The organism is Bacillus sp. LQ01 (assembly GCF_057624735.1).
This window is the reverse complement of record NZ_JBYEZL010000001.1, coordinates 2,121,139-2,145,416: the sequence shown is the minus strand read 5'-3', so window position 1 is coordinate 2,145,416 and position 24,278 is coordinate 2,121,139. Positions and strand designations below refer to the sequence as shown.

The 24,278-nt window shown below is 34.0% G+C and carries 23 protein-coding genes and 1 other annotated feature (1 of these 24 running past the window's edge); of the genes, 14 read left to right on the top strand and 9 right to left on the bottom strand.

All coding sequences use genetic code 11. The annotated features are described in order from the left end of the window. Positions 1-242 precede the first annotated feature (242 nt). Positions 243-1,700, top strand: coding sequence for an MFS transporter (locus tag AC22L0_RS11240; protein ID WP_001186925.1), 1,458 nt, complete (start codon positions 243-245; stop codon positions 1,698-1,700). A 56-nt stretch (positions 1,701-1,756) separates the two neighbouring features. Here AC22L0_RS11240 and AC22L0_RS11235 read toward each other — a convergent pair whose 3' ends face one another. Genes AC22L0_RS11235 through AC22L0_RS11225 form a run of 3 tightly spaced genes read right to left on the bottom strand, consistent with a single transcriptional unit; the run spans position 1,757 to position 4,930 of the window. Next, positions 1,757-2,866, bottom strand: a complete 1,110-nt coding sequence (locus tag AC22L0_RS11235; RefSeq protein ID WP_087966969.1) for a DUF4018 domain-containing protein — start codon at positions 2,864-2,866, stop codon at positions 1,757-1,759. Then, positions 2,838-4,004 (bottom strand): DUF58 domain-containing protein, encoded by a 1,167-nt coding sequence (locus AC22L0_RS11230; RefSeq protein ID WP_087947752.1) that lies wholly within the window; start codon positions 4,002-4,004, stop codon positions 2,838-2,840. The genes AC22L0_RS11235 and AC22L0_RS11230 overlap by 29 nt, the downstream gene beginning before the upstream one ends. Next, positions 4,001-4,930, bottom strand: a complete 930-nt coding sequence (locus AC22L0_RS11225; protein WP_047386390.1) for an AAA family ATPase — start codon at positions 4,928-4,930, stop codon at positions 4,001-4,003. Before AC22L0_RS11225 ends, AC22L0_RS11230 begins: the two co-directional genes overlap by 4 nt. Before the next feature lie 206 nt (positions 4,931-5,136). Here AC22L0_RS11225 and AC22L0_RS11220 point away from each other — a divergent pair, with 206 nt between their 5' ends. Beyond that, entirely contained in the window at positions 5,137-5,454 is a 318-nt protein-coding gene (locus tag AC22L0_RS11220) for a PadR family transcriptional regulator (RefSeq protein WP_001013435.1), read from the top strand. Positions 5,455-5,461: 7 nt separating this feature from the next. Then, positions 5,462-5,998 (top strand): DUF2812 domain-containing protein, encoded by a 537-nt coding sequence (locus tag AC22L0_RS11215; protein WP_000448684.1) that lies wholly within the window; start codon positions 5,462-5,464, stop codon positions 5,996-5,998. Between the two features lie 386 nt (positions 5,999-6,384). Here the strand turns inward: AC22L0_RS11215 and AC22L0_RS11210 are convergent, their stop codons facing one another. Then, positions 6,385-6,630, bottom strand: a complete 246-nt coding sequence (locus AC22L0_RS11210; protein WP_000433609.1) for a hypothetical protein — start codon at positions 6,628-6,630, stop codon at positions 6,385-6,387. A gap of 281 nt (positions 6,631-6,911) precedes the next feature. Here AC22L0_RS11210 and AC22L0_RS11205 point away from each other — a divergent pair, with 281 nt between their 5' ends. From AC22L0_RS11205 to AC22L0_RS11185, 5 genes are all read left to right on the top strand, one after another. Next, entirely contained in the window at positions 6,912-7,295 is a 384-nt protein-coding gene (locus AC22L0_RS11205; RefSeq protein ID WP_001049847.1) for a VOC family protein, read from the top strand. A 14-nt stretch (positions 7,296-7,309) separates the two neighbouring features. Continuing rightward, a complete protein-coding gene (locus tag AC22L0_RS11200) occupies positions 7,310-7,852 on the top strand; it encodes a GNAT family N-acetyltransferase (RefSeq protein ID WP_000506676.1) in 543 nt (180 codons plus the stop codon). After that, the gene (locus tag AC22L0_RS11195; protein ID WP_000106112.1) at positions 7,852-8,433 is read left to right on the top strand and encodes a kinase; all 582 of its coding nucleotides are present in this window, start codon (positions 7,852-7,854) and stop codon (positions 8,431-8,433) included. Before AC22L0_RS11200 ends, AC22L0_RS11195 begins: the two co-directional genes overlap by 1 nt. A 23-nt stretch (positions 8,434-8,456) precedes the next feature. Beyond that, entirely contained in the window at positions 8,457-9,035 is a 579-nt protein-coding gene (locus AC22L0_RS11190) for an HAD-IA family hydrolase (protein ID WP_001024221.1), read from the top strand. A gap of 297 nt (positions 9,036-9,332) precedes the next feature. Then, positions 9,333-9,644, top strand: a complete 312-nt coding sequence (locus tag AC22L0_RS11185) for a hypothetical protein (protein WP_000845560.1) — start codon at positions 9,333-9,335, stop codon at positions 9,642-9,644. 40 nt (positions 9,645-9,684) lie between these two features. Here the strand turns inward: AC22L0_RS11185 and AC22L0_RS11180 are convergent, their stop codons facing one another. Together AC22L0_RS11180 and AC22L0_RS11175 are read right to left on the bottom strand one after the other, a co-directional pair. Then, positions 9,685-9,900, bottom strand: a complete 216-nt coding sequence (locus tag AC22L0_RS11180) for a helix-turn-helix domain-containing protein (RefSeq protein ID WP_000974619.1) — start codon at positions 9,898-9,900, stop codon at positions 9,685-9,687. Between the two features lie 10 nt (positions 9,901-9,910). Continuing rightward, complete coding sequence (locus AC22L0_RS11175) at positions 9,911-10,393, bottom strand: DUF2975 domain-containing protein (RefSeq protein ID WP_487272265.1); 483 nt, start codon at positions 10,391-10,393, stop codon at positions 9,911-9,913. A gap of 293 nt (positions 10,394-10,686) precedes the next feature. Between AC22L0_RS11175 and AC22L0_RS11170 the strand changes: the two genes are divergently transcribed. From AC22L0_RS11170 to desA, 4 genes are all read left to right on the top strand, one after another. Next, complete coding sequence (locus AC22L0_RS11170; protein ID WP_087966971.1) at positions 10,687-12,360, top strand: alkaline phosphatase; 1,674 nt, start codon at positions 10,687-10,689, stop codon at positions 12,358-12,360. A gap of 472 nt (positions 12,361-12,832) precedes the next feature. Beyond that, positions 12,833-13,663 (top strand): VanW family protein, encoded by an 831-nt coding sequence (locus tag AC22L0_RS11165; protein ID WP_087966974.1) that lies wholly within the window; start codon positions 12,833-12,835, stop codon positions 13,661-13,663. 290 nt (positions 13,664-13,953) lie between these two features. After that, positions 13,954-16,341: an immune inhibitor A domain-containing protein gene (locus tag AC22L0_RS11160; protein WP_000727451.1), complete on the top strand. Its 2,388-nt coding sequence runs from the start codon at positions 13,954-13,956 to the stop codon at positions 16,339-16,341. A 306-nt stretch (positions 16,342-16,647) separates the two neighbouring features. Beyond that, positions 16,648-17,679, top strand: a complete 1,032-nt coding sequence (gene desA, locus AC22L0_RS11155; protein WP_000171499.1) for a Delta(5) desaturase DesA — start codon at positions 16,648-16,650, stop codon at positions 17,677-17,679. A 301-nt stretch (positions 17,680-17,980) separates the two neighbouring features. On the opposite strand, the gene AC22L0_RS11150 is transcribed toward desA, so the two are convergent. Continuing rightward, complete coding sequence (locus AC22L0_RS11150; protein WP_087966976.1) at positions 17,981-18,439, bottom strand: VOC family protein; 459 nt, start codon at positions 18,437-18,439, stop codon at positions 17,981-17,983. A gap of 272 nt (positions 18,440-18,711) precedes the next feature. After that, positions 18,712-20,136 (bottom strand): amino acid permease, encoded by a 1,425-nt coding sequence (locus tag AC22L0_RS11145; protein WP_000079967.1) that lies wholly within the window; start codon positions 20,134-20,136, stop codon positions 18,712-18,714. Positions 20,137-20,403: 267 nt separating this feature from the next. Here AC22L0_RS11145 and AC22L0_RS11140 point away from each other — a divergent pair, with 267 nt between their 5' ends. Both AC22L0_RS11140 and AC22L0_RS11135 read left to right on the top strand, forming a co-directional pair. After that, the gene (locus AC22L0_RS11140) at positions 20,404-21,153 is read left to right on the top strand and encodes an IclR family transcriptional regulator (RefSeq protein WP_087966978.1); all 750 of its coding nucleotides are present in this window, start codon (positions 20,404-20,406) and stop codon (positions 21,151-21,153) included. A gap of 51 nt (positions 21,154-21,204) precedes the next feature. Beyond that, positions 21,205-22,869: a M20/M25/M40 family metallo-hydrolase gene (locus tag AC22L0_RS11135; protein WP_139894539.1), complete on the top strand. Its 1,665-nt coding sequence runs from the start codon at positions 21,205-21,207 to the stop codon at positions 22,867-22,869. Positions 22,870-23,048: 179 nt separating this feature from the next. Here AC22L0_RS11135 and proC read toward each other — a convergent pair whose 3' ends face one another. After that, a complete protein-coding gene (proC, locus tag AC22L0_RS11130) occupies positions 23,049-23,867 on the bottom strand; it encodes a pyrroline-5-carboxylate reductase (protein ID WP_000360729.1) in 819 nt (272 codons plus the stop codon). Between the two features lie 340 nt (positions 23,868-24,207). Then, positions 24,208-24,278, top strand: a binding site (T-box leader); it runs 140 nt beyond the window's last position.

Here is a 24,278-nt window from a genome sequence, read left to right as displayed (position 1 = left end):
ATGAAAGTTTCATTTGTAGTGTAAAGGTATATATTATATAAGCTAAACGTCATTTTATAACAAGTTAAACAGGGTTTAATTTTATATAAAAAGAGCATTTAATTGGACAAATAATTAATTATGTGAAATAATAATAACAGATAAGGAGACGTTGTTTTTCCTTAAGTGCTTCGAATTAATTTTATTCAATAAGAGAAGGTGTGCTTAAAGAAGTTAAATTAAATAAGGAGCTGTTTTATTATATGCAACAAAATAATGATTTAAATTTTGAACCTCAAGACGTTAATATTGTCAATCCTAAACAAGCCAGGAAAGCAGTAATTGCTACTGGTATAGGGAACGCAATGGAGTGGTTTGACTTCGGATTATACGCGTATTTAGCGGTAATTTTAAGTCAATTATTCTTCTCAGGTGTTGATAATAGTGGATTGCAACTTGTACTTACATTCGGTACATTTGCAGCAGCCTTTCTCGTTCGACCAATCGGAGGTGTATTCTTTGGTAGAATAGGAGATAAGTACGGCCGAAAAATCGTGTTAAGTACTACTATTATTTTAATGGCACTTTCTACATTATTCATCGCATTACTACCAACCTATGAACAAATTGGTGTATGGGCACCAATACTACTTTTAGTTGCCCGAATGATTCAAGGCTTCTCTACAGGCGGCGAATATTCAGGAGCAATGGTTTATATCGCAGAATCTTCTCCAGATAAAAAGCGTGGTATACTCGGTAGTGGTCTTGAAATTGGAACACTCTCAGGTTACATTGCTGCATCGGTAATTGTTACCATTTTGACGTTATTGTTAACAGATGAGCAAATGCTCAGCTGGGGATGGCGTATTCCGTTCTTAATAGCTGCACCAATTGGTTTGGTCGGTTTATACTTACGCCGTCATCTAGATGAATCTCCAATCTTTGAAGAGATGGAAAAAGCACAAGAGGAATCTGAAGACAATGAACAATTTTCATTTATGGATATTATTAAATATCACAAAAAAGACTTCTTATTAAGCACAGTAATTGTCGCCTTCTTTAATATTACAAATTATATGATTCTTTCGTATATTCCTTCTTATCTAACTCAAGTACTTAAAGTCGAAGAAACAACAGGCTTATTAATTATTTCTATTACGATGGCACTTATGATTCCACTAGCACTATATTTCGGTAAATTAAGTGATAAAATTGGTAATAAACGCGTTGTGCAAATTGGTTTACTTGGTTTAACTGTATTTGCAATTCCAGCATTTTTACTAATAGGTAACGGACATATTGCAGCTATATTTGCAGGTATTTTCGTACTAGGTTTCTTCTTAAGTGTATATGAAGGAACATTACCTTCATTATTACCATCACTCTTTTTCACTGATGTACGTTATCGAGCACTTTCGATCTCATTTAATATTTCTGTATCGATATTCGGTGGAACAACACCGCTCGTATGTTCATACTTAGTTCATGCAACTGGTAACCCGCTCGCACCGGCATTTTATTTAGCAGGTGTAAGTATTATTGGATTAGTTGTATTTAGTGTACTATTCGTTACGACTTCAGGGCGTGCGCTAAAAGGTTCATATCCTACAGTAGAAACGAAAAAAGAAGCACACCTAATCGCTAAAGAAGACCCTGAAGAAACACTTTGGTGGCATGAAGAGTCATTAGAAATTGAAGCAGGGAAGAATGCTTCAATTTAAAAAGCAACGTAGAAGTATAAAAAGACTCCTATGAATATAGGAGTCTTTTTGTTACGTTATTTCTTTCGTTTCTTCAAACTTTTTTGATATGCATAAAGCTTATGAATCTCTTCCTTAAATTCATGTAGAAGTACAGTGTTTGCACCATTTGAATAACGCACCGTATTATAAGCATCTATAATAATATCACTTTGAATATTTACATCTTCTTCATCGTTTATTCTTTCTAGCCAAGCCTCAACAGTTTCTCCCCGTTTTCTATTTAAAGGAGGGGTTAACTTACTCTCTAGCTTGAAAATTTCCTTCCGAATTTCGTTATGTGGCGGTTTATTTCGTTTAAAACGATTTTGGCTTATTCCTTCTTTATCAGTAATGATAGTAGATTCGAAGGCGGGCATATTTGGTAAACTTAAATGTTTTCGTTTTTTTACTATTTTCCAAACGACGTAAATAGCGATAGCTGTACAGACTATTATTGTAGCGCTATTTATGAGTATTGGATCAAAATCAGGAATTTTTTTTCCGTCTTCAATTTTGGGTTTTAAGAGATGTCCTTTATTTGCCCAAACATCTTCAGTATCTTTTAATTCCGCTGCTTTAATTAATGGCATTAAAGCATAGCCGACGCCTAATGCGACTACTTCCGTTATAAAACCAAAAATAAGTCGAATGAAAGGAAATACTTGAACAATTAATATACTCATTAAGCCAATCGTAATGATAGAAGCAAAACGTAATAGTTGTTGTTTGCGATTTGCCCCGGTTAACCAAAATGTAATCATAAGATGCAAGGCTAACATTAATAGTTTCCACAACGGTGGAAAGGGTGCATAAAATATAGCTGAAACGACAAACCATACAATACCACCTAAAGATTTTTGAACTGGATATCCAGGTCCGACCACATGTACGATAAAGAAAAATAGTGGTAATATGATTGTGCCAAAAAGAGAAAAAGGTAAAAATAAAGAGAAAAGAACGATTTGAAGAACTAAAAGTATTACAAATCCTGTTGTTTTTTTCTGCATAAATTTATGAATAAGAAATACTCCAATATAGCCTGTTGTTAAAAATATTGCAATACTAATTAGTTCATCTCTTTCTGTTAATAATGAAAGCAGGAGGAGCAGAATGAAATCATGAATGTGATATAGCCAAGTTTTCAACTGGTTCCACCATCCCTTCACTAGTAATGAGAAACGTTGGCTGCGAGAGAAGAGGGAGTTCATTTCTTTGTAAACCAATGTATATCATTGTAGACGATCGTTCTCTCTTTCTCTTTACATAATGAAGGAATCCTTGTTTCGGAAGTAACGTACTATCATCTGAAATACGGGCTAATTCTTCTAAAGCTTTTGCATATTGTGTTTGTCCTTCATTTAACGGTACATGTAATGCACCGCCTTCTGCTAATACACTAATAAACAATTCAAACGGAATGTGGTGCTTCGTTGTGTACTGGAAAATGTATGTTGCATATGAAATAAGTTCTTCTACATTATCTTTCCAACCAAATCCACGATCGGCAGCTAAAGAAAGACAAATCGTCCAACTATAATTTTTTACAGGTTCATATTGCTTCGCTTGTAATTGTTGCATTTTAGCAGATGCCTTCCAATGAATAGAGCGGAAAGACTCACGCTCATATCGCTTTACACCGATAATAGATGTTTCATCATTGTAAAAAGAAAAATTCGTTCGATAAAATCCATTCAAAAGTTGCTGAAGTTCTTGCAAACCTGCTACTTCTTTAGGAGAAGGATACACAATAATTTCAGTCCTTAATTTATCAAAAACAGGTAAATGTACAGTTAATAGATGAAATGGATCTTTTAATACACATTCAAACTGTTCAATTTGAAACACACCACGCTTCGTTGCGGTTAATGTTAAACCCCATTTTTGTGCCGAATTTGCAGGTTGTGAAAATAGGAAAGAGAATAATGTTTTTGATATTTGTTCAATGCCTTGCTCTTTATGCGGTATAAGGGACGAATTTAAATGAAAGTAACAAACACCATTAACGAGCGGTATGCTGGCTCCATTTTTTAAATGAATAAAAAACTGTCCAGATTCCTCAGGAAAAAGCCGTGTAGTTTGTTTCTCATTTATGATTTGAAACTTCTTCTCTATGAAAGCGACATATTTATAAATAAAAATCGCAAATATATAATAGAAGAAAAAGAGAAACATAAGCATTCGTTGCGGGAAAAAGAATGTGAAAAGTAACGCGATTGGAACGGTTAGTTGAATAATATGGAGTTGAAAAAATAAAGGCACAGTTACAACACGCTGTCCATTCATGCTTGCTCAATCTCCACAGGTACGTCAACTTCTTTTAAAATACTTTTCATAATATCATTTTTTGTCGTACGTAATGCACCTTCCATTGATAAGACGATACGGTGATTCCAAACAGAAGGAACTAACAATTGTATATCTTCTGGTGTGCAATATTCTCTCCCGCGTAAAAAGGCTAAAGCTTGAACAGCACGTACTAAAGCTAATGTAGCACGTGGGCTTACACCGTTAGCGATATAATCATGATTTCTTGTAGCATGAGCAAGTTTAATAATGTAATGTTCTAACGGTTCCGAAACAAATATTTCTTTTACTCGTTTTTGAGATTCTAAAATATCTTCTAATGAGATGACAGATGTGACACTTTCTAATGGTAAATCGTTCCGAAAACGTCGCATCATTTGTAGCTCATCTTCAGGAGTAGGATAACCGATTGAAATCGTCATTAAAAAGCGATCAAGCTGTGCATCTGGAAGAGGGAAAGTCCCTTGTGATTCAATTGGGTTTTGCGTCGCAATAACAAAGAACGGTTTCGGCAGAGGCGTAGATTGTTTTTCGAGCGTCACTTGTCGTTCTTCCATCGCTTCTAACAAACTCGACTGCGTTCTCGGCATTGCACGGTTAATTTCATCTGCCAGCAAAATGTTTGTCATAACTGGTCCAATTCTTAATTCGAATTCGCTTGTTTTTGGGTTGAAGTATTCAATACCTGTTATATCACTTGGAAGTACATCGGGGGTGAATTGAACGCGAGAAAAACTACCACCAATACTTTTGGAAATGGTTTTCGCCAGTAACGTTTTCCCAGTACCAGGCACGTCTTCGAGTAGTGCATGTCCATCAGCAAGAAGTGAAACGAGCAGTAGATCAATAACATTTTCTTTCCCAACAAACACAGATCCGATGTTTTCTTTCAATTTATTTATCATATGTACCATTCCTTTCATTATAAAAGAGCTAATATTTCTATATTTTAACAAATTATTCAGAAAATTTGTATGGTTTTTTAATTCAAAGAAATGGATATTTAATTATTAAATTACTCTTGCATATTTTGGAATATGATTATACAATATCGATATACGATGTATCGTGAGTCGATATATCATAAGGCGATGTATCGGAGGTAGTTATAATGAATGGGAAGGCGCAAAAATATATTCCGTTAACTGAGGCGACATATTACATATTGTTATCACTAGTGAAACCAATGCACGGATATGGAATTATGCAAATGGTAGAAGAGATGACAAATGGGGAAGTAAAGCTCGGTCCTGGTACTTTATACGGGAATACGACGAAATTACTTAAAGAAAAATTAATTGTTGAAGTTGCCTCTACAGATAGAAAGAAGTGCTATGAGTTAACGCCGTTTGGGAGAGAAGTGTTAGAGCTAGAATATAACAGATTGCAGAGATCTGTAAGGAATGGAAATAGTATATTAGGGGAGTGAATGGAAGATGGAGACAAAAAGGGTATTTAAATTTTTTACGGCATGGAATTTAGAAAAAGAAGAAGCTTTTTTACGAAAGATGCATCAGCAAGGTTGGGCATTACAAAAATATAATTTAATGTATACGTTTCAGAAAACTGAGCCAAAAGATGTAATATACAAAGCTGATTTTAGATTGGTTTATAGAGATTCGAAAGAACAACAACAAGAGTATTTCGAAATATACGAAATGTCAGGTTGGAAACGCGTAACAAGTTTCACAAGATGGAATTATTTTTGTAAAGAGGTAGAAGAGGTTAATGAATTGCCTGATATTTACTCAGAAAAAGAGACGAGGATACAAAAACTAAATGAATTATTGCTATTCCTTGTTATTATATCAGCAAGTATATTACCATCAATGTATAACCTATTTTTAAGCCCGATGGAATCAAGATTGCCAATGTGGGCGAAAGTTACGACAGGTCTTTCAGGTTGTATGTGGATGTACTTTTTTATAAGACTCTCTTGGAAAATCAAAAAATTAAAAAGTGAAATATTATAATAAAGAGTGGAGTTTAAAAGAAGTTGATGAGAGGGAAAACCGAGGTCAACTTCTTTTGTTTCTATATAAACGTAATTTGCTCACTCTTTTTTACATAATAAAAACTATGCAATTAAGGTGTAGAACTACTAGTTAAGTATTAAAATCTTATAACCAAATAAAAATCATAAATGAATAAGAAATGATTCTTAATAATAAACCACTAGTTAAAATGATCCGAAATCCTAAATATTAATATTACTTGATGTATTGCCCTTTTTTGAATATTAGCAAAATAGTGCGAAGTTTAACATATAATAAGGAAGAAATCCATTTTTAATTAACTTATTAAACGAAAAAATCCCTTATAGAAAAATCTATTTCTATAAGGGATAATCATGTTTTTATTAGAAAGACTGATTTTGAGCAGGTTTAATAAATTGTTCTGGATTTTCAACAAGCCCACATACAGCGCATTGGACGCGATAAGTAGGTCCTTGATAGGCCATATGAAAAGCATTCATCGTTTCATTTGTGTATTCTTCTTCTACTTGACCAGTTTGTGGATTTAATTTGACTGGTTTTACTTGTTGCTCAAGAATATTAAAGCGGGTACGGTTTGTTTTACAACTTGGACATAGCATTGGTTCCATATGTATACACCTCCATTTGTATCATTTCTTAAAATCTTTAATTTTATGCAAGCAAAAAACTTTCTCAATATAAATAGGTGTTTAATGTATTTAAAATTCAGAAAAAATAAAATATAATAAAAGTACGAACTGGTTATGTCCAAACCAAATCTCCTGTTTTATGCCAATAAGCTGGGGGGCCGAGAAATCGGCCTCATTTTTTTTGCTCATTACTACAAGGAACAAGGTTTTTATGAGACTTTTGTCGAAATTTTAGGAATAGATACAAAGGGGGATGTAAAATGAATTTGAAAATGAAGTACATCATTTTATATGTAGAAAAGTTTGAAGCATGTTTAAGGTTCTATAAAGATATTTTACAGTTACCTATAAAAGCAGAGCACGGAACATATATTGAATTTAATACTGGAACTACCATTTTAGCGATGAATACGCGGCAAGATGTGAAAGAATTAACAGGACTACCGCTTACAGAAGGTGAATTACAGTCTTCTCATTTCGAATTAGGATTCGTTGTTGAGAATGTACAAGAAACGATTGAGCAATTTAGAGAACAAGGAATCAAGATTTTAGTTGAACCTATTGTAAAACCGTGGGGACAAACAATTGCCTACATTGCTGATCCAGATGGAAATTATATTGAAATTTGCAGTTCATTAGAATAGAGGGAGAAAGAGAGATGGGATTTCCGAAACTAGAAACAGAACGTTTACGACTAAGAGAACTTACACTATTAGATGCAGAAACGCTGTTCCAATATTTCTCGAAAGAATCAGTTATACGTTATTTCGGAATGGATTCTTTTGAAAATATTGAGCAAGCGAAAACAACGATTCAAACGTTTAAAAATCGTTATGAAGAGGGCAGTGTATTTCGCTGGGGAATCGAGAAAAAAGGGACGGGCCAATTAATCGGAACGTGCGGATTTCATTTAATTAATAATCATCATAAACGAGCTGAAATTGGTTATGAATTAGACGATACATATTGGGGACAAGGGTATGCAACGGAAGCATTACAGGCAATTTTAACTTACGGGTTTGAAACATTGCAACTTATTAGAGTTGCTGCTGTTGTATATGTAGAAAATAAAGCTTCTCAAAAATTATTAAGTAAAGCAGGATTTCAAGAAGAAGGATTACTTCGAAAACATATGATTCAAAATGGAGTTGCTCATGATACCATTTTATATTCTTTATTAAAAGAAGAGTGGAAGAAGTAATGAGTACAAACGAACTTATAACGATTATGAAGAAGCATAGGGAAAATAGATTCATTTTAGGTATAGATGGTTTAAGTCGATCTGGAAAAACAACATTTGTAGCCAATTTAAAAGAAAATATGAAACAAGAAGGCATTCCGTTTCATATTTTCCATATTGATGATCATATAGTGGAGCGTAATAAACGATATCATACTGGATATGAAGAATGGTACGAGTATTATTATTTACAATGGGACATTGAATGGCTAAGGCAGAAATTTTTTCAAAAGCTACAACACGAAACAAAATTGAAATTACCTTTTTTTCATGAAGAAACAGATATATGTGAAATGGAAAAAGTACAGATTCCTATTGTAGGCGTAATTGTTATTGAAGGAGTTTTTCTGCAGCGAAAAGAATGGAGAGATTTCTTTCATTATATGGTCTATTTGGACTGTCCAAGAGAGACAAGGTTTCTACGTGAGAGTGAGGAGACACAGAAGAACCTTTCAAAGTTTGAAAATAGGTATTGGAAAGCAGAGGATTATTACTTAGAAACGGAATTGCCGAGGGATAGGGCGGATTTAGTCATCCAATGATTTGAAAATAGAAGGTGAATAGAATGAATATTTTATGGGATTTTGATGGGACGTTATTTGATACGTATCCTGCATATACAATAATGCTTTCTGAAATATTAGGTGACTCAGTAGAAAAACAAGAAATATACAAAAACTTAAAAATATCATACTCTCATGCAATTCAGTATTATAATATTTCATGCGAGCAGGAAGAAAAGATTAAAGTTTTGAAGGGAAAATTCACGCCAAAAGATATGAAACCTTTTGCAGGTGTCGAAGAGGTTTTGAAATTTGCAGATAAAAATGTGATTATGACCCATAAACATAGGGCAGGAGTTATGGACATTTTAAAATATTACGGCTGGGAAAAATACTTTGTAGATATGGTTACAATTGACGATGGCTTTCCCCGAAAGCCCAACTCTTTAGCTTATAATCATTTACATAAAAAGCATAATATTGATTTAGCTATTGGAGATAGAGAATTAGATTTATTACCTGCAAAAGAATTAGGTATTTCAACATGTATGTTTCAAGGTAATTGTGATGTAGCGGATTATTCTTTATCACATTACTCGGAGTTTTTTAAGGTAGTGAGTGATAGAGAGTTTTCTTTATAAAAGAAGTTATTAATAAAGACTGAATCTTTTATTTTAAAGGTACAGTCTTTATTTTTTAGAACTCTTTCATTTTATTCCGCATTAACGGGCAGCCTGATTGCTTCAACTAATAATCAGTGGAGGGTGAACAAAACCTCCACTGATTAAAGTTTCACTTTATTTTCTGTATATAATAATTACTAGAGATTAAAGGATAATCGTCCATCTTTATTAAGGAAGTGGCCAGTTTATTTTAACTAAATTATGGTTATTCATGTTAATATGAACTCATAGCTATATAGAAGGGGTGGGGTTAGTATGAAAACTGAAATAGTTCCTAAAAAGAAGTACAGTATAATAAGCTATGTATCTTTACTCATCGGCATTCTGTGTTTTCTATTCGTTTTTATAACGCCAACAAGGATAGCCAATGCAGGTAATATAGTTGGGGATTATATTACAATTGCCCTTACAGGTGTAGGTATCATGCTTTCAATAATCACAATGACGAAAAGAACAGAGAAGAAGGGAATTGCTATTCTTTCATTAATACTGTCCTCATCATTTTTTATATTTTGGATCATAGCAATTATCCTATTGTTTACTGGTCAAATTAGTTTTGCGCCGTAATGTGTAATAAAAAGAGTCCTTCTCGTATGAAGGACTCTTTTTACTCGGTATCTTCAGGTTGATATTCTAAAATATCACCCGGTTGGCATTCTAATGCTTTACATATTGCTTCTAAAGTTGAAAAACGGACTGCTTTTGCTTTTCCATTTTTCAAGATAGAAAGGTTAGCCATTGTAATTCCAACCTTCTCCGAAAGTTCTGTTACACTCATTTTTCTTTTTGCTAACATTACATCAATATTAATAATAATTGCCATATTATTCACCTCAGACCGTTAAATCATTTTCTGATTTTATATCTATAGCATCTTTTAATAGTCTTTGGAGAACGGCAGCAAAGACCGCGATTACCATTGAAGAAAAAATCATAATCATTCCGATAATAATAATGCCAGGGGCATCATCTCTCTCTGCCACGAGATAAAAAAGTGGCATACCTAATACATATAATACACTAATTGCCAATGCGCTGTACTTAATATTTTTTAAAGCTTGAACAGATAGCTCTGAGAATGCGTTATTTTTATCAATATAGTTTAAAAGCTTAAATGTTTGGTACAGTGCGAAGTAATAAGGTATTGCTGTTGCGTATAAATTGATAAATACAAGATATTTAATATATGCAATATATGGATATAATTCTGCGGCAAAATTTCCTATTTTAGGGACTAAAAAAATGCACATAGCAAGAACGGGGATTCCGATTAGAATTACAACGGTCTTTAAAAAGAGTGTGGATCCTTGTTTCATAAAAAGCACCTCATTTATTTAATATCTTATTAATTTAACATGAAATTTATTGTTTAACAATAAAATTTTATTTCTTTTAATCGAGGATTTATTGTTAAACAAGTAATTAATGAAAAGGATGTTAAATCTTTTTTATAAGATAAATGATACATATCGATATTTAATTAAAGAAAGAGAAAGTAACTATTGTTAGCTTTATGAGAATTGGGAACTAATAAAACATATGTAGGTTTTGGTATGGAAAAGGAAATAAGGTGTATTGAAATGAATGCAAAGTTTATGGAGGAACAATCATGTTGAATTATGGTGTGAAGATGAAAAAGTTACTATTAGTGGGAGCTATAATAGTAAGCGTATTAAGTACGGAAAGTATGATGAATTATCATGCGGCCAAAGCTAAGGTGAAAAAAGTAGAACACCAGCCTAAAAATATAATTATGATGGTTATGGACGGAACGAGTTCAACGGCGACAACATTGGCTCGCTGGTATAAAGGGGCACCGCTTACGTTAGATCAAATTGTAACAGGAGGTGTTCGTACGTTTTCGGCGGAATCAGCTATTACAGACTCAGCGCCAGCAGCAACAGCTTTAGCAACTGGAAATAAATCGAATTCAGGATATGTAGGTATATTACCTTCTATTGTAAGTTCGCCTAGCTTACAGCCAATAAAAGAAGAAGAAAAGTTACGGCCGGTCGCAAACGTATTAGAAGGCGCAAAATGTACTGGTCGTGCAACTGGCATTGTTGCTACATCTGAAATTCAGCATGCTACTCCGGCCGGATTCTCTGCTCACCATGTCAATCGCAAACATTTTGACGTAATTGCGAAGCAGCAAGTATATCAAAATATAGATGTCGTATTAGGCGGGGGAAAAGCGGCGCTGTTACCTATGAAAAGTAATGGAATCCGAAAAGATGGTGAAAATTTAGTAAAGGTGATTCAAGACAAAGGATACGATTTCGTTGAAACGAAAGATGCGTTATTGAACTCCAAATCTAATAAAATTTGGGGCTCTTTCTCACATCATGCTCTTGCGTTTGATATGGATCGTATAGCAACAAATCCAGAACAACCAACACTTTCTCAAATGACAGAAAAAGCAATTCAAACATTATCAAAAGATAAAGATGGCTTCTTTTTATTCGTAGAAGGTAGTAAGCCTGATTGGGCAGCTCATGCTAATGATCCAATTGGGATGATTAGTGATGTATTAGCATTTGATGAAGCGGTAGCAAAGGCGTTACAATTTGCGAAGAAAGATGGGGATACGATGCTCATCGCTTTAACTGATCATGGTAACAGCGGCATCTCTATAGGGAATAGGAATACGACAAAAGGATACAATACTACACCGGTTTCTGTATACATCGATCCATTGAAAAAGGCGAAAATGACACTTGAAGGAACTATAAATAAACTGAAATCTGATTTATCAAATGTAGAAGATGTAGCTAAACTATACGGTTTGGATAATCTAACTCATGATGAAAAAGAACAATTAAAAGTGGCAAAAAAGAAAATGGATGTAGGACGAATTTTTACTACATTATTGGCTAATCGTGCAAATATCGGCTTTACGACAGGAGGACATACAGGTGAGGATGTATTCTTACATTCTTATGGACCTCAAAAACCAGAAGGCTTAATCCAAAATACAGACATTGCGAAGACGATGGCGAAAGCGATGGGCTTTAACTTAGAAGAAGTAACGAATAAAATATTTTTAGAGAGTGAACAAGGCTTTAAGAAAATCGGTGCAACTGTAACAGCCGACAAAACCGAAGGAGCAAACCCGTTACTCGTAGTAAAACATAATAAAGTAGAAGCACAATTATTTGGTAACAAAAATATAATTCGTATCAATGGTAAAGGGTATGAATTAAGAAGTATTATTGTAGAGAGTAATGGAAAGTGCTATGTACCAGAAGAAGCAATTCAACTATTTGTAAAGCATTCTCGTTAAAAAATTGCCAACCAGTTAAGTTAACTGGTGGCAATTTTTTGTGTTTATTCTAAATATAAGTGTTCGAATTGTTTTGTGAATTTTTCCATATGAGGCTTGTATAAATGTTAAAGGGAAATTATATTTTTTTCTTACATTAAAAAATTTCGTTTTGTAGAATAAGAAGTTATACATATAGTAAAGTCTAATGAGTTATCAATTAATATTTACGAAAAATATATTAATACTTTAGAATTTCTTTAATGTTCATTATTTTTTATTTAAGGTTATCCGTTATATTTATAATATGTTTATTTCAATTTATTGTATTGAAGCTCAGTTTTATATAATTATAAAGCAATCATCAAAATAAAATCTCCACTAGAGTAAATTTATTGTTTTTTTGCGGAAATTATTATGCAGCTAAGAAAACTGTAGTTTATTGAATTAGAAATATATTAGAATTTACTTGAAGAAAGAGAGAGGGAATAAAATGAATATAGTGCACTTACGTCCTAAACAGCGGTCTAAGTATCGCATTATGCTAGGGAAGTGGTATTACTCTACAAAGAGGTACATTCAGTGGTTGGCAGACGGAAAAACATATGCAAAAAGGTTCCAACAAGAAAAGCTACCTTGTACAGCAATTCAGCACCGAACGATATTACTTCGTAGGCTCAAAAATGTAGATATGTGGTATCAACAGAATAAGGTTGTTAATTTGAAAATTGCTGTTAAAAAACTAAATGGTATCGTCATTAGACCGGGAGAAACATTTTCTTACTGGCGTTTAATAGGTAAGCCAACGAGGAAAAAAGGGTATGTAGAAGGTATGGTATTACATTACGGATCTTTTCAAACAGGTATTGGAGGAGGTCTTTGTCAGCTTTCGAATTTAATATATTGGATGACTTTACATACACCACTGACAGTAACAGAACGATATCGTCATAGCTTTGATGTCTTTCCTGACTCTAGGCGCACTCAACCGTTTGGGAGTGGGGCGACTTGTTCCTATAACTATTTGGATTTACAAATTAAAAATGAAACGGACCAACCGTATCAACTTCACCTTTATATGACAGATGAACATTTAGTTGGTGAATGGAGAACAGTCTATCCGCAACTTTATCAATATGAAGTGTATGAGAAAGAACACTCAATTCAACCTGCATACTGGGGCGGTTATATACGACATAATGTGATTCAACGTAAAGTATATAATCAACAGAAACAGTTAATAGAAGATCAATATGTAACAGAGAATCACGCTATAATGATGTACGAACCACTATTAGCTTGTAATAATGAGAATAGTGAGTAATATGGTAATCCATAGATTAAATAGTATAGAAAATATTTAATTCTTATTTTTATTAAAAAAGCATGAATCCCAGATTTACTGGATTTTGATTGTAACTAAGAACATATAAAAGTTCACTGTTATTTATAGGAGAGTCTGTTTGTTTTTATATCTTATGTATTTCACCCTGCATAAAAAAATATTTCTCAACATTTTATTTGTTGAAAAAAGATTGAATATTCGTATTATAACGAATATTATGTTGTTATCGGCAAAAAACGATAATTTGCAGACACTGGGGAGGAAATACATTGAAAAAGAAAAAGAAATTAAAACCATTAGCGGTATTAACAACAGCAGCAGTACTAAGTAGTACGTTTGCTTTTGGAGGTCACGCAGCGTATGCTGAGACACCAACATCATCTCTACCAATAGATGAGCACTTAATACCGGAGGAGCGTTTGGCTGAAGCGCTAAAACAACGGGGGGTAATTGATCAATCTGCATCACAAGCTGAGACTTCAAAGGCTGTCGAAAAATATGTTGAGAAAAAGAAAGGGGAAAACCCTGGGAAAGAAATCTTAACAGGAGATAGTCTTACGCAAGAAGCCTCTGACTTTATGAAAAAAGTAAAAGATGCAAAAATGAGGGAAAATGAACAGGCGCAGCAGCCTGAAGTAGGCCCAGTAGCTGGACAAGGTGCAGCATTGAACCCTGGGAAATTAAATGGAAAAGTACCTACTACATCAGCGAAGCAAGAAGAATACAATGGAGCTGTTCGAAAAGATAAAGTACTTGTTTTACTTGTAGAATTTAGCGATTTTAAACATAACAATATTGATCAAGAGCCAGGATACATGTATTCTAAGGACTTTAATCGTGAACATTATCAAAAAATGTTATTTGGTGATGAACCATTTACTTTATTTGATGGATCGAAGATTAACACATTTAAGCAATATTATGAAGAACAATCTGGTGGTAGCTATACAGTTGATGGGACTGTAACAGAATGGCTTACTGTTCCAGGAAAAGCATCAGATTATGGTGCTGATGCGGGTACTGGTCATGATAACAAGGGACCTTTAGGACCAAAAGATCTTGTGAAAGAAGCATTAAAAGCAGCGGTAGCAAAAGGGATAAATTTAGCAGACTTTGATCAATATGATCAGTACGATCAAAATGGTAATGGAAATAAAAACGAGCCAGACGGCATTATTGATCATTTAATGGTTGTACATGCTGGTGTTGGTCAAGAAGCTGGCGGCGGTAAATTGAAAGATGATGCGATTTGGTCACATCGTTCAAAATTAGGTTCAAAACCATATGCAATTGATGGCACGAAATCTTCTGTTTCGAACTGGGGCGGAAAGATGGCTGCATATGATTATACAATCGAGCCTGAAGACGGAGCAGTTGGTGTGTTTGCACATGAGTATGGCCATGATTTAGGCTTACCAGATGAATATGATACAAAGTACTCAGGACAAGGTGAACCTGTTGAGTCATGGTCTATTATGAGTGGTGGTAGCTGGGCTGGAAAAATTGCAGGAACAGAGCCAACGAGTTTCTCGCCACAAAATAAAGAGTTTTTCCAAAAGAATATGAAGGGGAACTGGGCGAATATTCTTGAAGTAGATTATGACAAACTTAGCAAAGGAATCGGTGTTGCAACATATGTAGATCAAAGTACTACAAAATCTAAACGACCTGGAATTGTTCGTGTTAACTTGCCGGACAAAGATATAAAAAATATCGAATCAGCGTTTGGTAAGAAGTTCTATTACAGTACAAAAGGAAATGACATTCATACAACACTTGAGACACCAGTATTTGACTTAACAAATGCAAAGGATGCTAAGTTCGATTATAAGGCATTTTACGAACTTGAAGCGAAGTATGATTTCCTTGACGTATATGCGATTGCAGAAGATGGAACGAAGACACGCATTGATAGAATGGGCGAAAAAGATATAAAAGGCGGCGCGGATACAACTGATGGTAAGTGGGTTGATAAATCATACGATTTAAGCCAATTCAAAGGAAAAAAAGTAAAACTGCAATTTGAGTACTTAACAGATATTGCAGTAGCTTATAAAGGATTTGCGTTAGATAATGCAGCCTTAACTGTAGATGGAAAAGTTGTTTTCTCTGATGATGCAGAAGGTCAGCCTGCAATGACGTTAAAAGGCTTTACTGTGTCTAACGGATTTGAACAGAAAAAACATAATTACTATGTAGAGTGGAGAAATTACGCTGGTTCTGACACTGCGTTACAATATGCACGTGGCCCAGTATTTAATACAGGAATGGTTGTATGGTATGCGGATCAAAGCTTTACAGATAACTGGGTAGGCGTTCATCCAGGTGAAGGGTTCTTAGGAGTAGTAGATTCTCATCCAGAGGCAATTGTAGGGACATTAAACGGACAACCTACTGTGAAGAGCAGTACGCGTTATCAAATTGCCGATGCGGCATTCTCATTTGATCAAACACCAGCATGGAAAGTAAATTCACCAACACGCGGTATCTTTGATTATAAAGGATTACCAGGAGTGGCAAAATTTGATGATTCTAAGCAATACATCAACAGCGTTATTCCTGATGCAGGACGTAAGTTACCGAAGCTAGGACTGAAGTTTGAAGTGGTAGGCCAAGCTGAAGACAAGTCTGCAGGTGCAGTTTGGCTTCATCGATAAAATAAGGTAAAAAGAAGAGAAGCTGCGATAAGTCGGTGAAACTGACTGATTGCAGCTTTTTTCTTCTTGTGAAAAAACTCGCTGTTTTTTATGTATTTATTGGAAAAATATGAAGTTTCTTTGATACATAAAATGCTCCGTCTGTCCAATTATAGAAGCTATTTTGGACGTAAGAAATTTGTAAGTAATGAGTAAGAAAAAAGAGATTTTCATAGTATAAAATATTTATTATAGCTACTTTTAACACCTGATACTAATAGTGTGCTATAATATGAATTAGCAACAAAAAGGAAAGGAATTAGAACAATGACCTTAGAAAATACTAAAAATTTAAAAAAACAAGTTGCTCCTTTTGAAAAATCAACGATTAAAAAAAGTGTTTGGCAACTGATCAACACAATCGTGCCATTTATTATTTTATGGTACCTTGCTTATAAAAGTTTGTCAGTTTCTTATTGGTTAACATTAGTTCCAGCACTGTTAGCCGCTGGATTTATGACAAGGATTTTCATTATTTTTCATGATTGTACCCATTATTCATTCTTTAAAAGTCGACGTGCAAATAGAATAGTTGGAACGTGTATGGGTGTTTTAACATTATTCCCATTTGATCAGTGGGGGCATGAGCATTCTATTCACCACGCTACGAGTGGTAATTTGGATAAGAGGGGTACAGGGGATATTTGGACGCTTACAGTAGATGAATATGTAGCAGCACCATTTAGACTCCGTTTAGCATATCGTTTATATCGCAATCCATTCGTTATGTTTGGGTTAGGCCCGATTTATGTTTTCTTGCTTAAAAATAGATTTAACCGAAAAGGTGCTAGAAAAAAAGAACGTATGAACACTTATTTAACGAATATTTTAATCGTTGCTATTGTAGGAATGCTTTGCTGGGCAATTGGATGGCAATCGTTTCTTTTAGTACATGGTTCTATATTTTTAATAGCAGGTTCAATAGGGATTTGGCTGTTTTACGTACAGCACACATTCGAGGATTCTTATTTTGAAGAAGATAAAGAATGGGAATATGTGAAAGCGGCAGTGGAGGGAAGTTCTTTTTATAAACTTCCAAAAATTTTGCAATTTCTAACGGGTAATATTGGATTTCATCATGTTCACCATTTAAGTCCAAGAGTACCTAACTATAAACTAGAAGAGGCACACAACAATACTCTTCCTTTAAAAAATGTACCAACAATTACGCTTGCTACAAGCTTGCGTTCACTCCGTTTCCGTCTTTGGGATGAGAAAAGTAACAATTTTGTTAGCTTTAAAGATGTCAAAAATATAATTAAAAATAATGTTTCTGTTCGGGTGAAATCTGAACTATAATTGCATCGTATATAAAATTCCCCTTAATCATTTTCGATTTAAGGGGAGTTTTTGTTTAAAGATTAGATGCCAGATAAGAAGAAAAATTAAATGTTTCAAATTGTAATGGAAGCAGATTAGGAATTGCTAGTACGTAAGTACAAATACAAGATGACAATAAATGCATTATGTTAACAAGTGGAGTTATCATGAATGTTCCATTACGATAACTGTTCATAAATCCGACGAAAATTAATAGCAAAAGGGGGATCGTACAACAGTATATCTAAAAAATTAGAAAAGACTTGAACGGAAATTTCATTCATTTTTCTTGGTGTTCCGCATTCCATACACTTAAATAGGATGCATATTCTAATTCATCTGGATTGTCATGTAACATAGAAATGAATTCTAATTTATTTCTATCACAATCTAGAAAGTATACACTTGCAGCGGGCATCCACCTTTGGACAATTGGCTCTTGATTTCCTTTTCCTTGACTTCCTATCACTTCTATTCCACGCTCCTCTAACCACGCTTTAGAAGTCATTAAAAACTCTAAATTTACACCAAAAGCAAAATGTCTCAGCTTAAAGTCTTCGATATTATTTACTTCCCATAGTCCAAGCATTTGTTTTTTATTTTCTCCGACCCAAAAGAAAGCCACTCTTCTTTTGGAGAGTTTTCTTGCTAACGTTAATCCTAGCTTGTTTTGATAGAAATTTATCGCTTTTTCTAAATTTCTTACATGTAAATGAGTCTCGTATATGTTCTGTATCATTATGATCATTCCTTTCTTTCTTGGTAACTACCAGTTGAGTAATGAATGTAATTCTAATAATGTACAGCTATATCTGATATACCTATTTATTATTATATCGAAATTGAAATACGATAAATCCAACTGAGGTAGCAAGTTCAAATGAAAATTTTACTACTTTTGTAGGAGAAGAGAAAAATCCATTAAATTCAGGTGAACTCATATTTAAATAATAAAAAAAGACAACACATGAAGTGAAACGCCACGTGTTGTCTTTTTTGTATCGTACAATATTACGAAGTTTCGCTAATTTTAGTTTCACTTTGAGTGTTAGTTGCAATTCTTTTCTTAACTTTAAAGTGATAGTAAGTATAGCAAAAGATGATAAATGGTACAGTACAATAAATGCCTAGTCTTTGATCTGGGATAAAGATAAGACTTACTAATATAATGCCATACAATCCAAAACCAAGAATTGGTACAAGGGGATAGAGTGGAGTTCTGAACTTCAAGTCGTCTAATTTTCCACCTTCAGCTAAATAGTGTTTGCGGAAAAAGAATTGAGAAACACAAATTGACATCCAAACAATAATTGTTATGACTCCAGAAATGGAAATTAACCATAAGTAAACCGTTTCAGCAGCTACGACGCTTGTTAAAAGAGAAAAAGCAGAAATAGCTATTGTCATGATTAAAGCGTTGAGAGGAATCCCACGTGATGATAATTTCTTTAAAAATGCTGGAGCCATTTCGTTTTTTGATAAAGACCAAAGCATTCGAGTAGCAGCGTATAGTCCTGAGTTTGCAACAGAAAGAACAGCAGTAAGAATAACAAAGTTCATAATATCAGCTGCATATGGAATACCGATATTATCAAAAACAGCAACGAATGGGCTCTTTGTGAGTCCTGCTTCTTCCCAAGGAATTAAAGCAACAAGAACAAAGATTGCTAAGACGAAGAAAAACATTGTGCGCCATATAATATTTCTAATAGAACGAGGTAAAGTTTTTGCTGGATCTTCACTTTCACCTGCTGCGATTCCGACAAGCTCTGTACCTTGGAAGGAATAATTGACTGTAACCATTGTTAATAGAATAGCTGCAAGTCCATTCGGAAATAAACCACCATGATTTACGAAATTTGAAAGAAGTGGAGCTGGTTCGTCGCCTTTTAAATCAATAAAGCCGAACATAGCGGCGCCACCAAGAATTATAAAAGCTATAATGGCAGATACTTTTATACTTGAAAACCAAAATTCTGTTTCTGCATAACTACGAGCAGATAATGCGTTAATAGTAAAGATTGTAACGCCAAATATTAAACACCAAACCCAAACAGGAATATCAGGAAACCAGCGCTGCATTGTAATACCGGCAGTTGTAAATTCAAGACCGGTCGTATTCGCCCAGCTTAACCAATACAACCATCCGATTGTAAAGCCAGTTGCAGGATTGATGAATTTAGTGGCATATTCCTGGAAAGAACCCGAAACAGGCATGGCTACAGCGAGTTCACCAAGACATAGCATAACGAAATACATTAATAATCCACCGGCCATAAAGGCAAGTACGGATCCACCAGGTCCAGCTTGACTTATAATAAAGCCAGATCCGTTAAATAACCCCGTTCCAATCACACCACCGAGTGCAATCATAAATAAGTGTCTACTTTTCATCGTACGTTTTAATTCATTGTTTGTATTGTTTACTTGCGCCATTGTTTTCCTCACTTTCGTAGTTGATAGAATAAAGTTTGATGTTTTTCCGTATTATGGAATGTATTCCGTGATGTGAAATCTTGTTATAATTTTCAGATAATTAAAAAGAAAAGTCAATATTTTTTTGTTTGCGTTTTCAATTCGTTGTTAGTGATATATTTTTATTGTTAGAAAATTAAATAAATAGATTGATTTCATTTCGAATGTTTGCTAAATTGATAGTTAATTAAGCATACTAACATATTACGAGTAAAGTTGAGGCGAGTTATGGTACAGTCCATTGATCGAGCGATAAGTATTATTAAATTATTGAATTCTACAAATGAAAAAGAGTATTGGGCTATTTCTGATATAGCTGATGGAACACATCTCCCGGTTAGTACAGTACATAGATTACTTAACTCTCTAATGGAGCATGGGTTAGTTACACAAATTACAGAGACAAAACAGTACAAAATTGGACCAATGTGGATGGAAATAGGGTTGCGTCAATTGGAGAAGGTAGACTACAGATCTGTTGCAAGAGAAGTGATGAAACGTTTGGCTGCTGAAGTGGAAGAAAGTGTCTATTTGAATATTCCAAACGGAACGCATTCTATTATCATTGAAAGAATTGATAGTCCTTTAAAAATTCGGGTTATCGATAATCTAGGAGAACAAATTCCACTTTCAATTGGTGCTGCAAATAAAACGATGCTTGCCAATATGAAAACGAATGAAATGGAACATATTGTAGAGTATTTACTTCCTTCATTACCAGAACAAATGCAAATTCTTCTTAATCAAATAAAGCAAATAAAAAATGAAGGATATGCTGTCAGTTATGGTGAAAAAACAGAAGGGACAGCTTCAGTAGCTGCACCTATTATCGGATTTAATCATAAAGTAGTAGGAGCATTAAGTGTTGGGTTAATTAGTCATCGTATTAATGATGATCGACTATCTTTTCTTATTAGCAAGGTAAAACAAGCAGCTCATGAAATATCAATAAAAATCGGCAGTACATCAGAACTATAATTTTGATAGCTGTCGTCATTTTTTATTCATATATTGGAATTCGTTTTCATAATGCGGAAAAATAGGGGGATTTATATGTCAAAGTGGCAATCAAAAGAACAATTGATTCAATTATTAAGCAGTCTTGTTGAAATTCCTAGTATTACAGGTACAGAGGCTGAAGTGATATTGCCAGACTTTGTTGTGGAGCAATTATCTGATTTACAGTACTTCAAAGAAAACCCGCACCATGTGCAAAAAAATCCGACGGGGGACGGACGATATTTTGTTACAGCACTAGTAAAGAAAAGCGATAGTACAAAAAATACTGTAATTCTAGTAAGTCACTTTGATGTTGTAGATGTACAAGATTACGGAGTGTGGAAAGAAGATGCATTTAATCCTAAAAAGTTAACATCTATGTTTTATTCTCATAAAGATGAACTTCCAGACCATGTACGTGAAGATATAGAACATGGAGATTGGCTGTTTGGTAGAGGAACAATGGACATGAAATGCGGCCTCGCATTACAAATGGCAATGATTGAACAAGCATGTGAAGGAAGATTCGATGGGAATGTTCTTTTATTGGCTGTACCAGATGAAGAAGTGAATTCTGTAGGGATGAGGGCCGCTGTTCCGAGACTATTAGATTTAGCAAGAGAGCATAATTTAGATTATAAAACGGTCTTAAACTCAGAGCCTATGTTTTCAAGACATCCTGGTGACCAAAATAAGTATATTTACACTGGCTCTATTGGTAAAGTGTTACCTGGTTTTCTTTGCTACGGAAAAGAGACACATGTAGGTGAACCTTTTGCAGGGTTAAATGGGATTTATATGGCTTCATTAATAACAGCAGACTTAGAGTTAAACACAGACCTTTGTGATATTGTAGAAGGGGAAGCGAGTCCGCCGCCAACTAACTTACTTCAAAGGGACTTAAAAGAGGATTATTCTGTACAAATTCCGCATCGTGCAGTCACATTATTTAATTTGTTTTTATTAGAAAAATCAATGACAGATGTAGTTTCATTGTTACGTCAAAAAGTAACAAAAGTAGCAGAGAAAATAGAAGAGTCGTATGAAAAACATGCATATCGTTTTTCTAAATATAATCCATTTATACCACCTAATCTCAAAGTAAATGTATTAACTTATGAAGAGCTTATCACATATGCAATTGAGCAACATGGACGAGAAAAAATAGATCATATTCAATCTAATATTATAAAAAATAGAGGAGATAAAGATGATCGTGCGGTAACGATTGATTTAGTAGATAAATTAGCGATTTTATGTAAAGAAAAGGCACCGATGATTGTACTTTTCTTCGCTCCGCCGTACTATCCAGCTGTGAGTTCACGCAACAATCCTTTAATAAAAGAGGTAGTTGTAGAAATGGAAAAGTACGCACATTACAATCATAAAATTACATTTGAAAACCAAAATTATTTTGGGGGGATTTCAGATTTAAGCTATGTAGGCTTGCAGTATCCACTGGATTCAATGAGTTCGCTTGTAGACAATATGCCATTATGGGATAGAGGCTATTCAATTCCGCTTCAGGAATTAGAAGAGTTTGATGTTCCAGTATTAAATATGGGACCGGTAGGAAAAGATGCACATCAATGGACAGAACGTCTAGATGTAAACTACGCATTTGAAACACTATTAGATATGTTACCGAAATGCATTGAAAAATTATTAGTTTCTAATAAAATTACACAATCATAGTAGGGAATAGGTAAGGGATAAAACAGAACCTTTAAAGAAGAGTCAAATCAAATTATTTTAATATAATTAAAAAGTAGAACGGCCAAGCTCAATTTTATATGAGTTTGGCCGTTTATCATGTAGTGAATTTTTAATTAAAATTATGTGAATTCATAGCTAACGTAATCTCTTTTATAGTTTTATTTTTTAGTTTGACCAGATAGTTCAACAGACTTTTGCGTACAACGCTGCATAGCTGAAATAATCGCTGTTCGTAATCCTTTTTCCTCTAATGTTGCTACAGCTTCTATTGTCGTTCCGCCAGGAGAACAAACCATATCTTTCAATTCACCTGGATGTATTCCTGTTTCTAGTACCATTTTTGCAGAGCCTAACACAGCTTGAGCAGCGAATTTATATGCTTGATTTCTTGGCATACCATCTAGTACAGCAGCATCTGCCATCGCTTCTATAATCATATATACATAAGCTGGTGAAGAACCACTTACGGATGTGACAACATCCATTAATTTTTCACTTACGATCTCTGTTTGACCAAAACTATTGAAAATGTTTAGTACATCTTCTAAATCTTTTTCTGTCACCATTTCATTAGGGCATAATGCAGACATTCCTTCTCCAACAAGAGCAGGAGTATTAGGCATTACTCTTACAACCTTTACTTTTTTATTAAAGGCATTTTCAGTACTTTCAATACTTTTTCCAGCAGCGATCGTAACGATGATAGCATCGTTTTTGATTACTTCTTTTATTTCATTAATTATTGATGAATATAGGTCTGGTTTGATTGATAAAATTAAAATATCAGCATTTTTAGCTACTTTATTGTTGTCGGTAGTTGTAGTTAGCCCATATTTTTCACTAGCATTTTTTAAATTAGCAGTGTTTAAATCTGAACAAATAATTTGATTTGAAGACACTATATTTTTGTTTATCATTCCGCCAATCATAGCCATTCCCATATTTCCGCAACCGATGAATCCAATTTGTTTATCCATAATAACTCAATCTTGCTCCTTTTATAATCAATTATATCGGTTTGATATTATTTTCTTAGAATAAGAATAACATCCCTGTGCAATATAAAGAAACATTCTAAGAGAATATATTCCTTTTTGCAACACTAAAAGACAAAAATTAATTATATTCGACATTATGTAAATATATACACTATAATGTAAGGTTTTATGTTTATGAATATGAGTTAAACTTATATCATTTTGTATTTTCATTCAGTAGGGCGATAATTTCATACAAATAACTTGTGGCTCTATTTATTTTTAAAAATACCTCTTGACACCGAATCGAACTATATCGCATAATATAAAAAAATTAGATTGAAAATCGTTGAAGGGAATTAGTACATATGTCTTCTTGCGAAAGAGAGTGGAATTCACCGGCTGAAAGAT

Coding starts and splice junctions, on each gene's coding strand:
- AC22L0_RS11240 (WP_001186925.1), top strand. CDS start 243: ATGCAACAAAATAATGATTTAAATTTTGAACCTCAAGACGTTAATATT.
- AC22L0_RS11230 (WP_087947752.1), bottom strand. CDS start 4,004: ATGAATGGACAGCGTGTTGTAACTGTGCCTTTATTTTTTCAACTCCAT.
- AC22L0_RS11225 (WP_047386390.1), bottom strand. CDS start 4,930: ATGATAAATAAATTGAAAGAAAACATCGGATCTGTGTTTGTTGGGAAA.
- AC22L0_RS11220 (WP_001013435.1), top strand. CDS start 5,137: ATGAATGGGAAGGCGCAAAAATATATTCCGTTAACTGAGGCGACATAT.
- AC22L0_RS11215 (WP_000448684.1), top strand. CDS start 5,462: ATGGAGACAAAAAGGGTATTTAAATTTTTTACGGCATGGAATTTAGAA.
- AC22L0_RS11210 (WP_000433609.1), bottom strand. CDS start 6,630: ATGGAACCAATGCTATGTCCAAGTTGTAAAACAAACCGTACCCGCTTT.
- AC22L0_RS11205 (WP_001049847.1), top strand. CDS start 6,912: ATGAATTTGAAAATGAAGTACATCATTTTATATGTAGAAAAGTTTGAA.
- AC22L0_RS11200 (WP_000506676.1), top strand. CDS start 7,310: ATGGGATTTCCGAAACTAGAAACAGAACGTTTACGACTAAGAGAACTT.
- AC22L0_RS11195 (WP_000106112.1), top strand. CDS start 7,852: ATGAGTACAAACGAACTTATAACGATTATGAAGAAGCATAGGGAAAAT.
- AC22L0_RS11190 (WP_001024221.1), top strand. CDS start 8,457: ATGAATATTTTATGGGATTTTGATGGGACGTTATTTGATACGTATCCT.
- AC22L0_RS11185 (WP_000845560.1), top strand. CDS start 9,333: ATGAAAACTGAAATAGTTCCTAAAAAGAAGTACAGTATAATAAGCTAT.
- AC22L0_RS11180 (WP_000974619.1), bottom strand. CDS start 9,900: ATGGCAATTATTATTAATATTGATGTAATGTTAGCAAAAAGAAAAATG.
- AC22L0_RS11175 (WP_487272265.1), bottom strand. CDS start 10,393: ATGAAACAAGGATCCACACTCTTTTTAAAGACCGTTGTAATTCTAATC.
- AC22L0_RS11170 (WP_087966971.1), top strand. CDS start 10,687: ATGTTGAATTATGGTGTGAAGATGAAAAAGTTACTATTAGTGGGAGCT.
- AC22L0_RS11165 (WP_087966974.1), top strand. CDS start 12,833: ATGAATATAGTGCACTTACGTCCTAAACAGCGGTCTAAGTATCGCATT.
- desA (WP_000171499.1), top strand. CDS start 16,648: ATGACCTTAGAAAATACTAAAAATTTAAAAAAACAAGTTGCTCCTTTT.
- AC22L0_RS11150 (WP_087966976.1), bottom strand. CDS start 18,439: ATGATACAGAACATATACGAGACTCATTTACATGTAAGAAATTTAGAA.
- AC22L0_RS11145 (WP_000079967.1), bottom strand. CDS start 20,136: ATGGCGCAAGTAAACAATACAAACAATGAATTAAAACGTACGATGAAA.
- AC22L0_RS11140 (WP_087966978.1), top strand. CDS start 20,404: ATGGTACAGTCCATTGATCGAGCGATAAGTATTATTAAATTATTGAAT.
- AC22L0_RS11135 (WP_139894539.1), top strand. CDS start 21,205: ATGCGGAAAAATAGGGGGATTTATATGTCAAAGTGGCAATCAAAAGAA.
- proC (WP_000360729.1), bottom strand. CDS start 23,867: ATGGATAAACAAATTGGATTCATCGGTTGCGGAAATATGGGAATGGCT.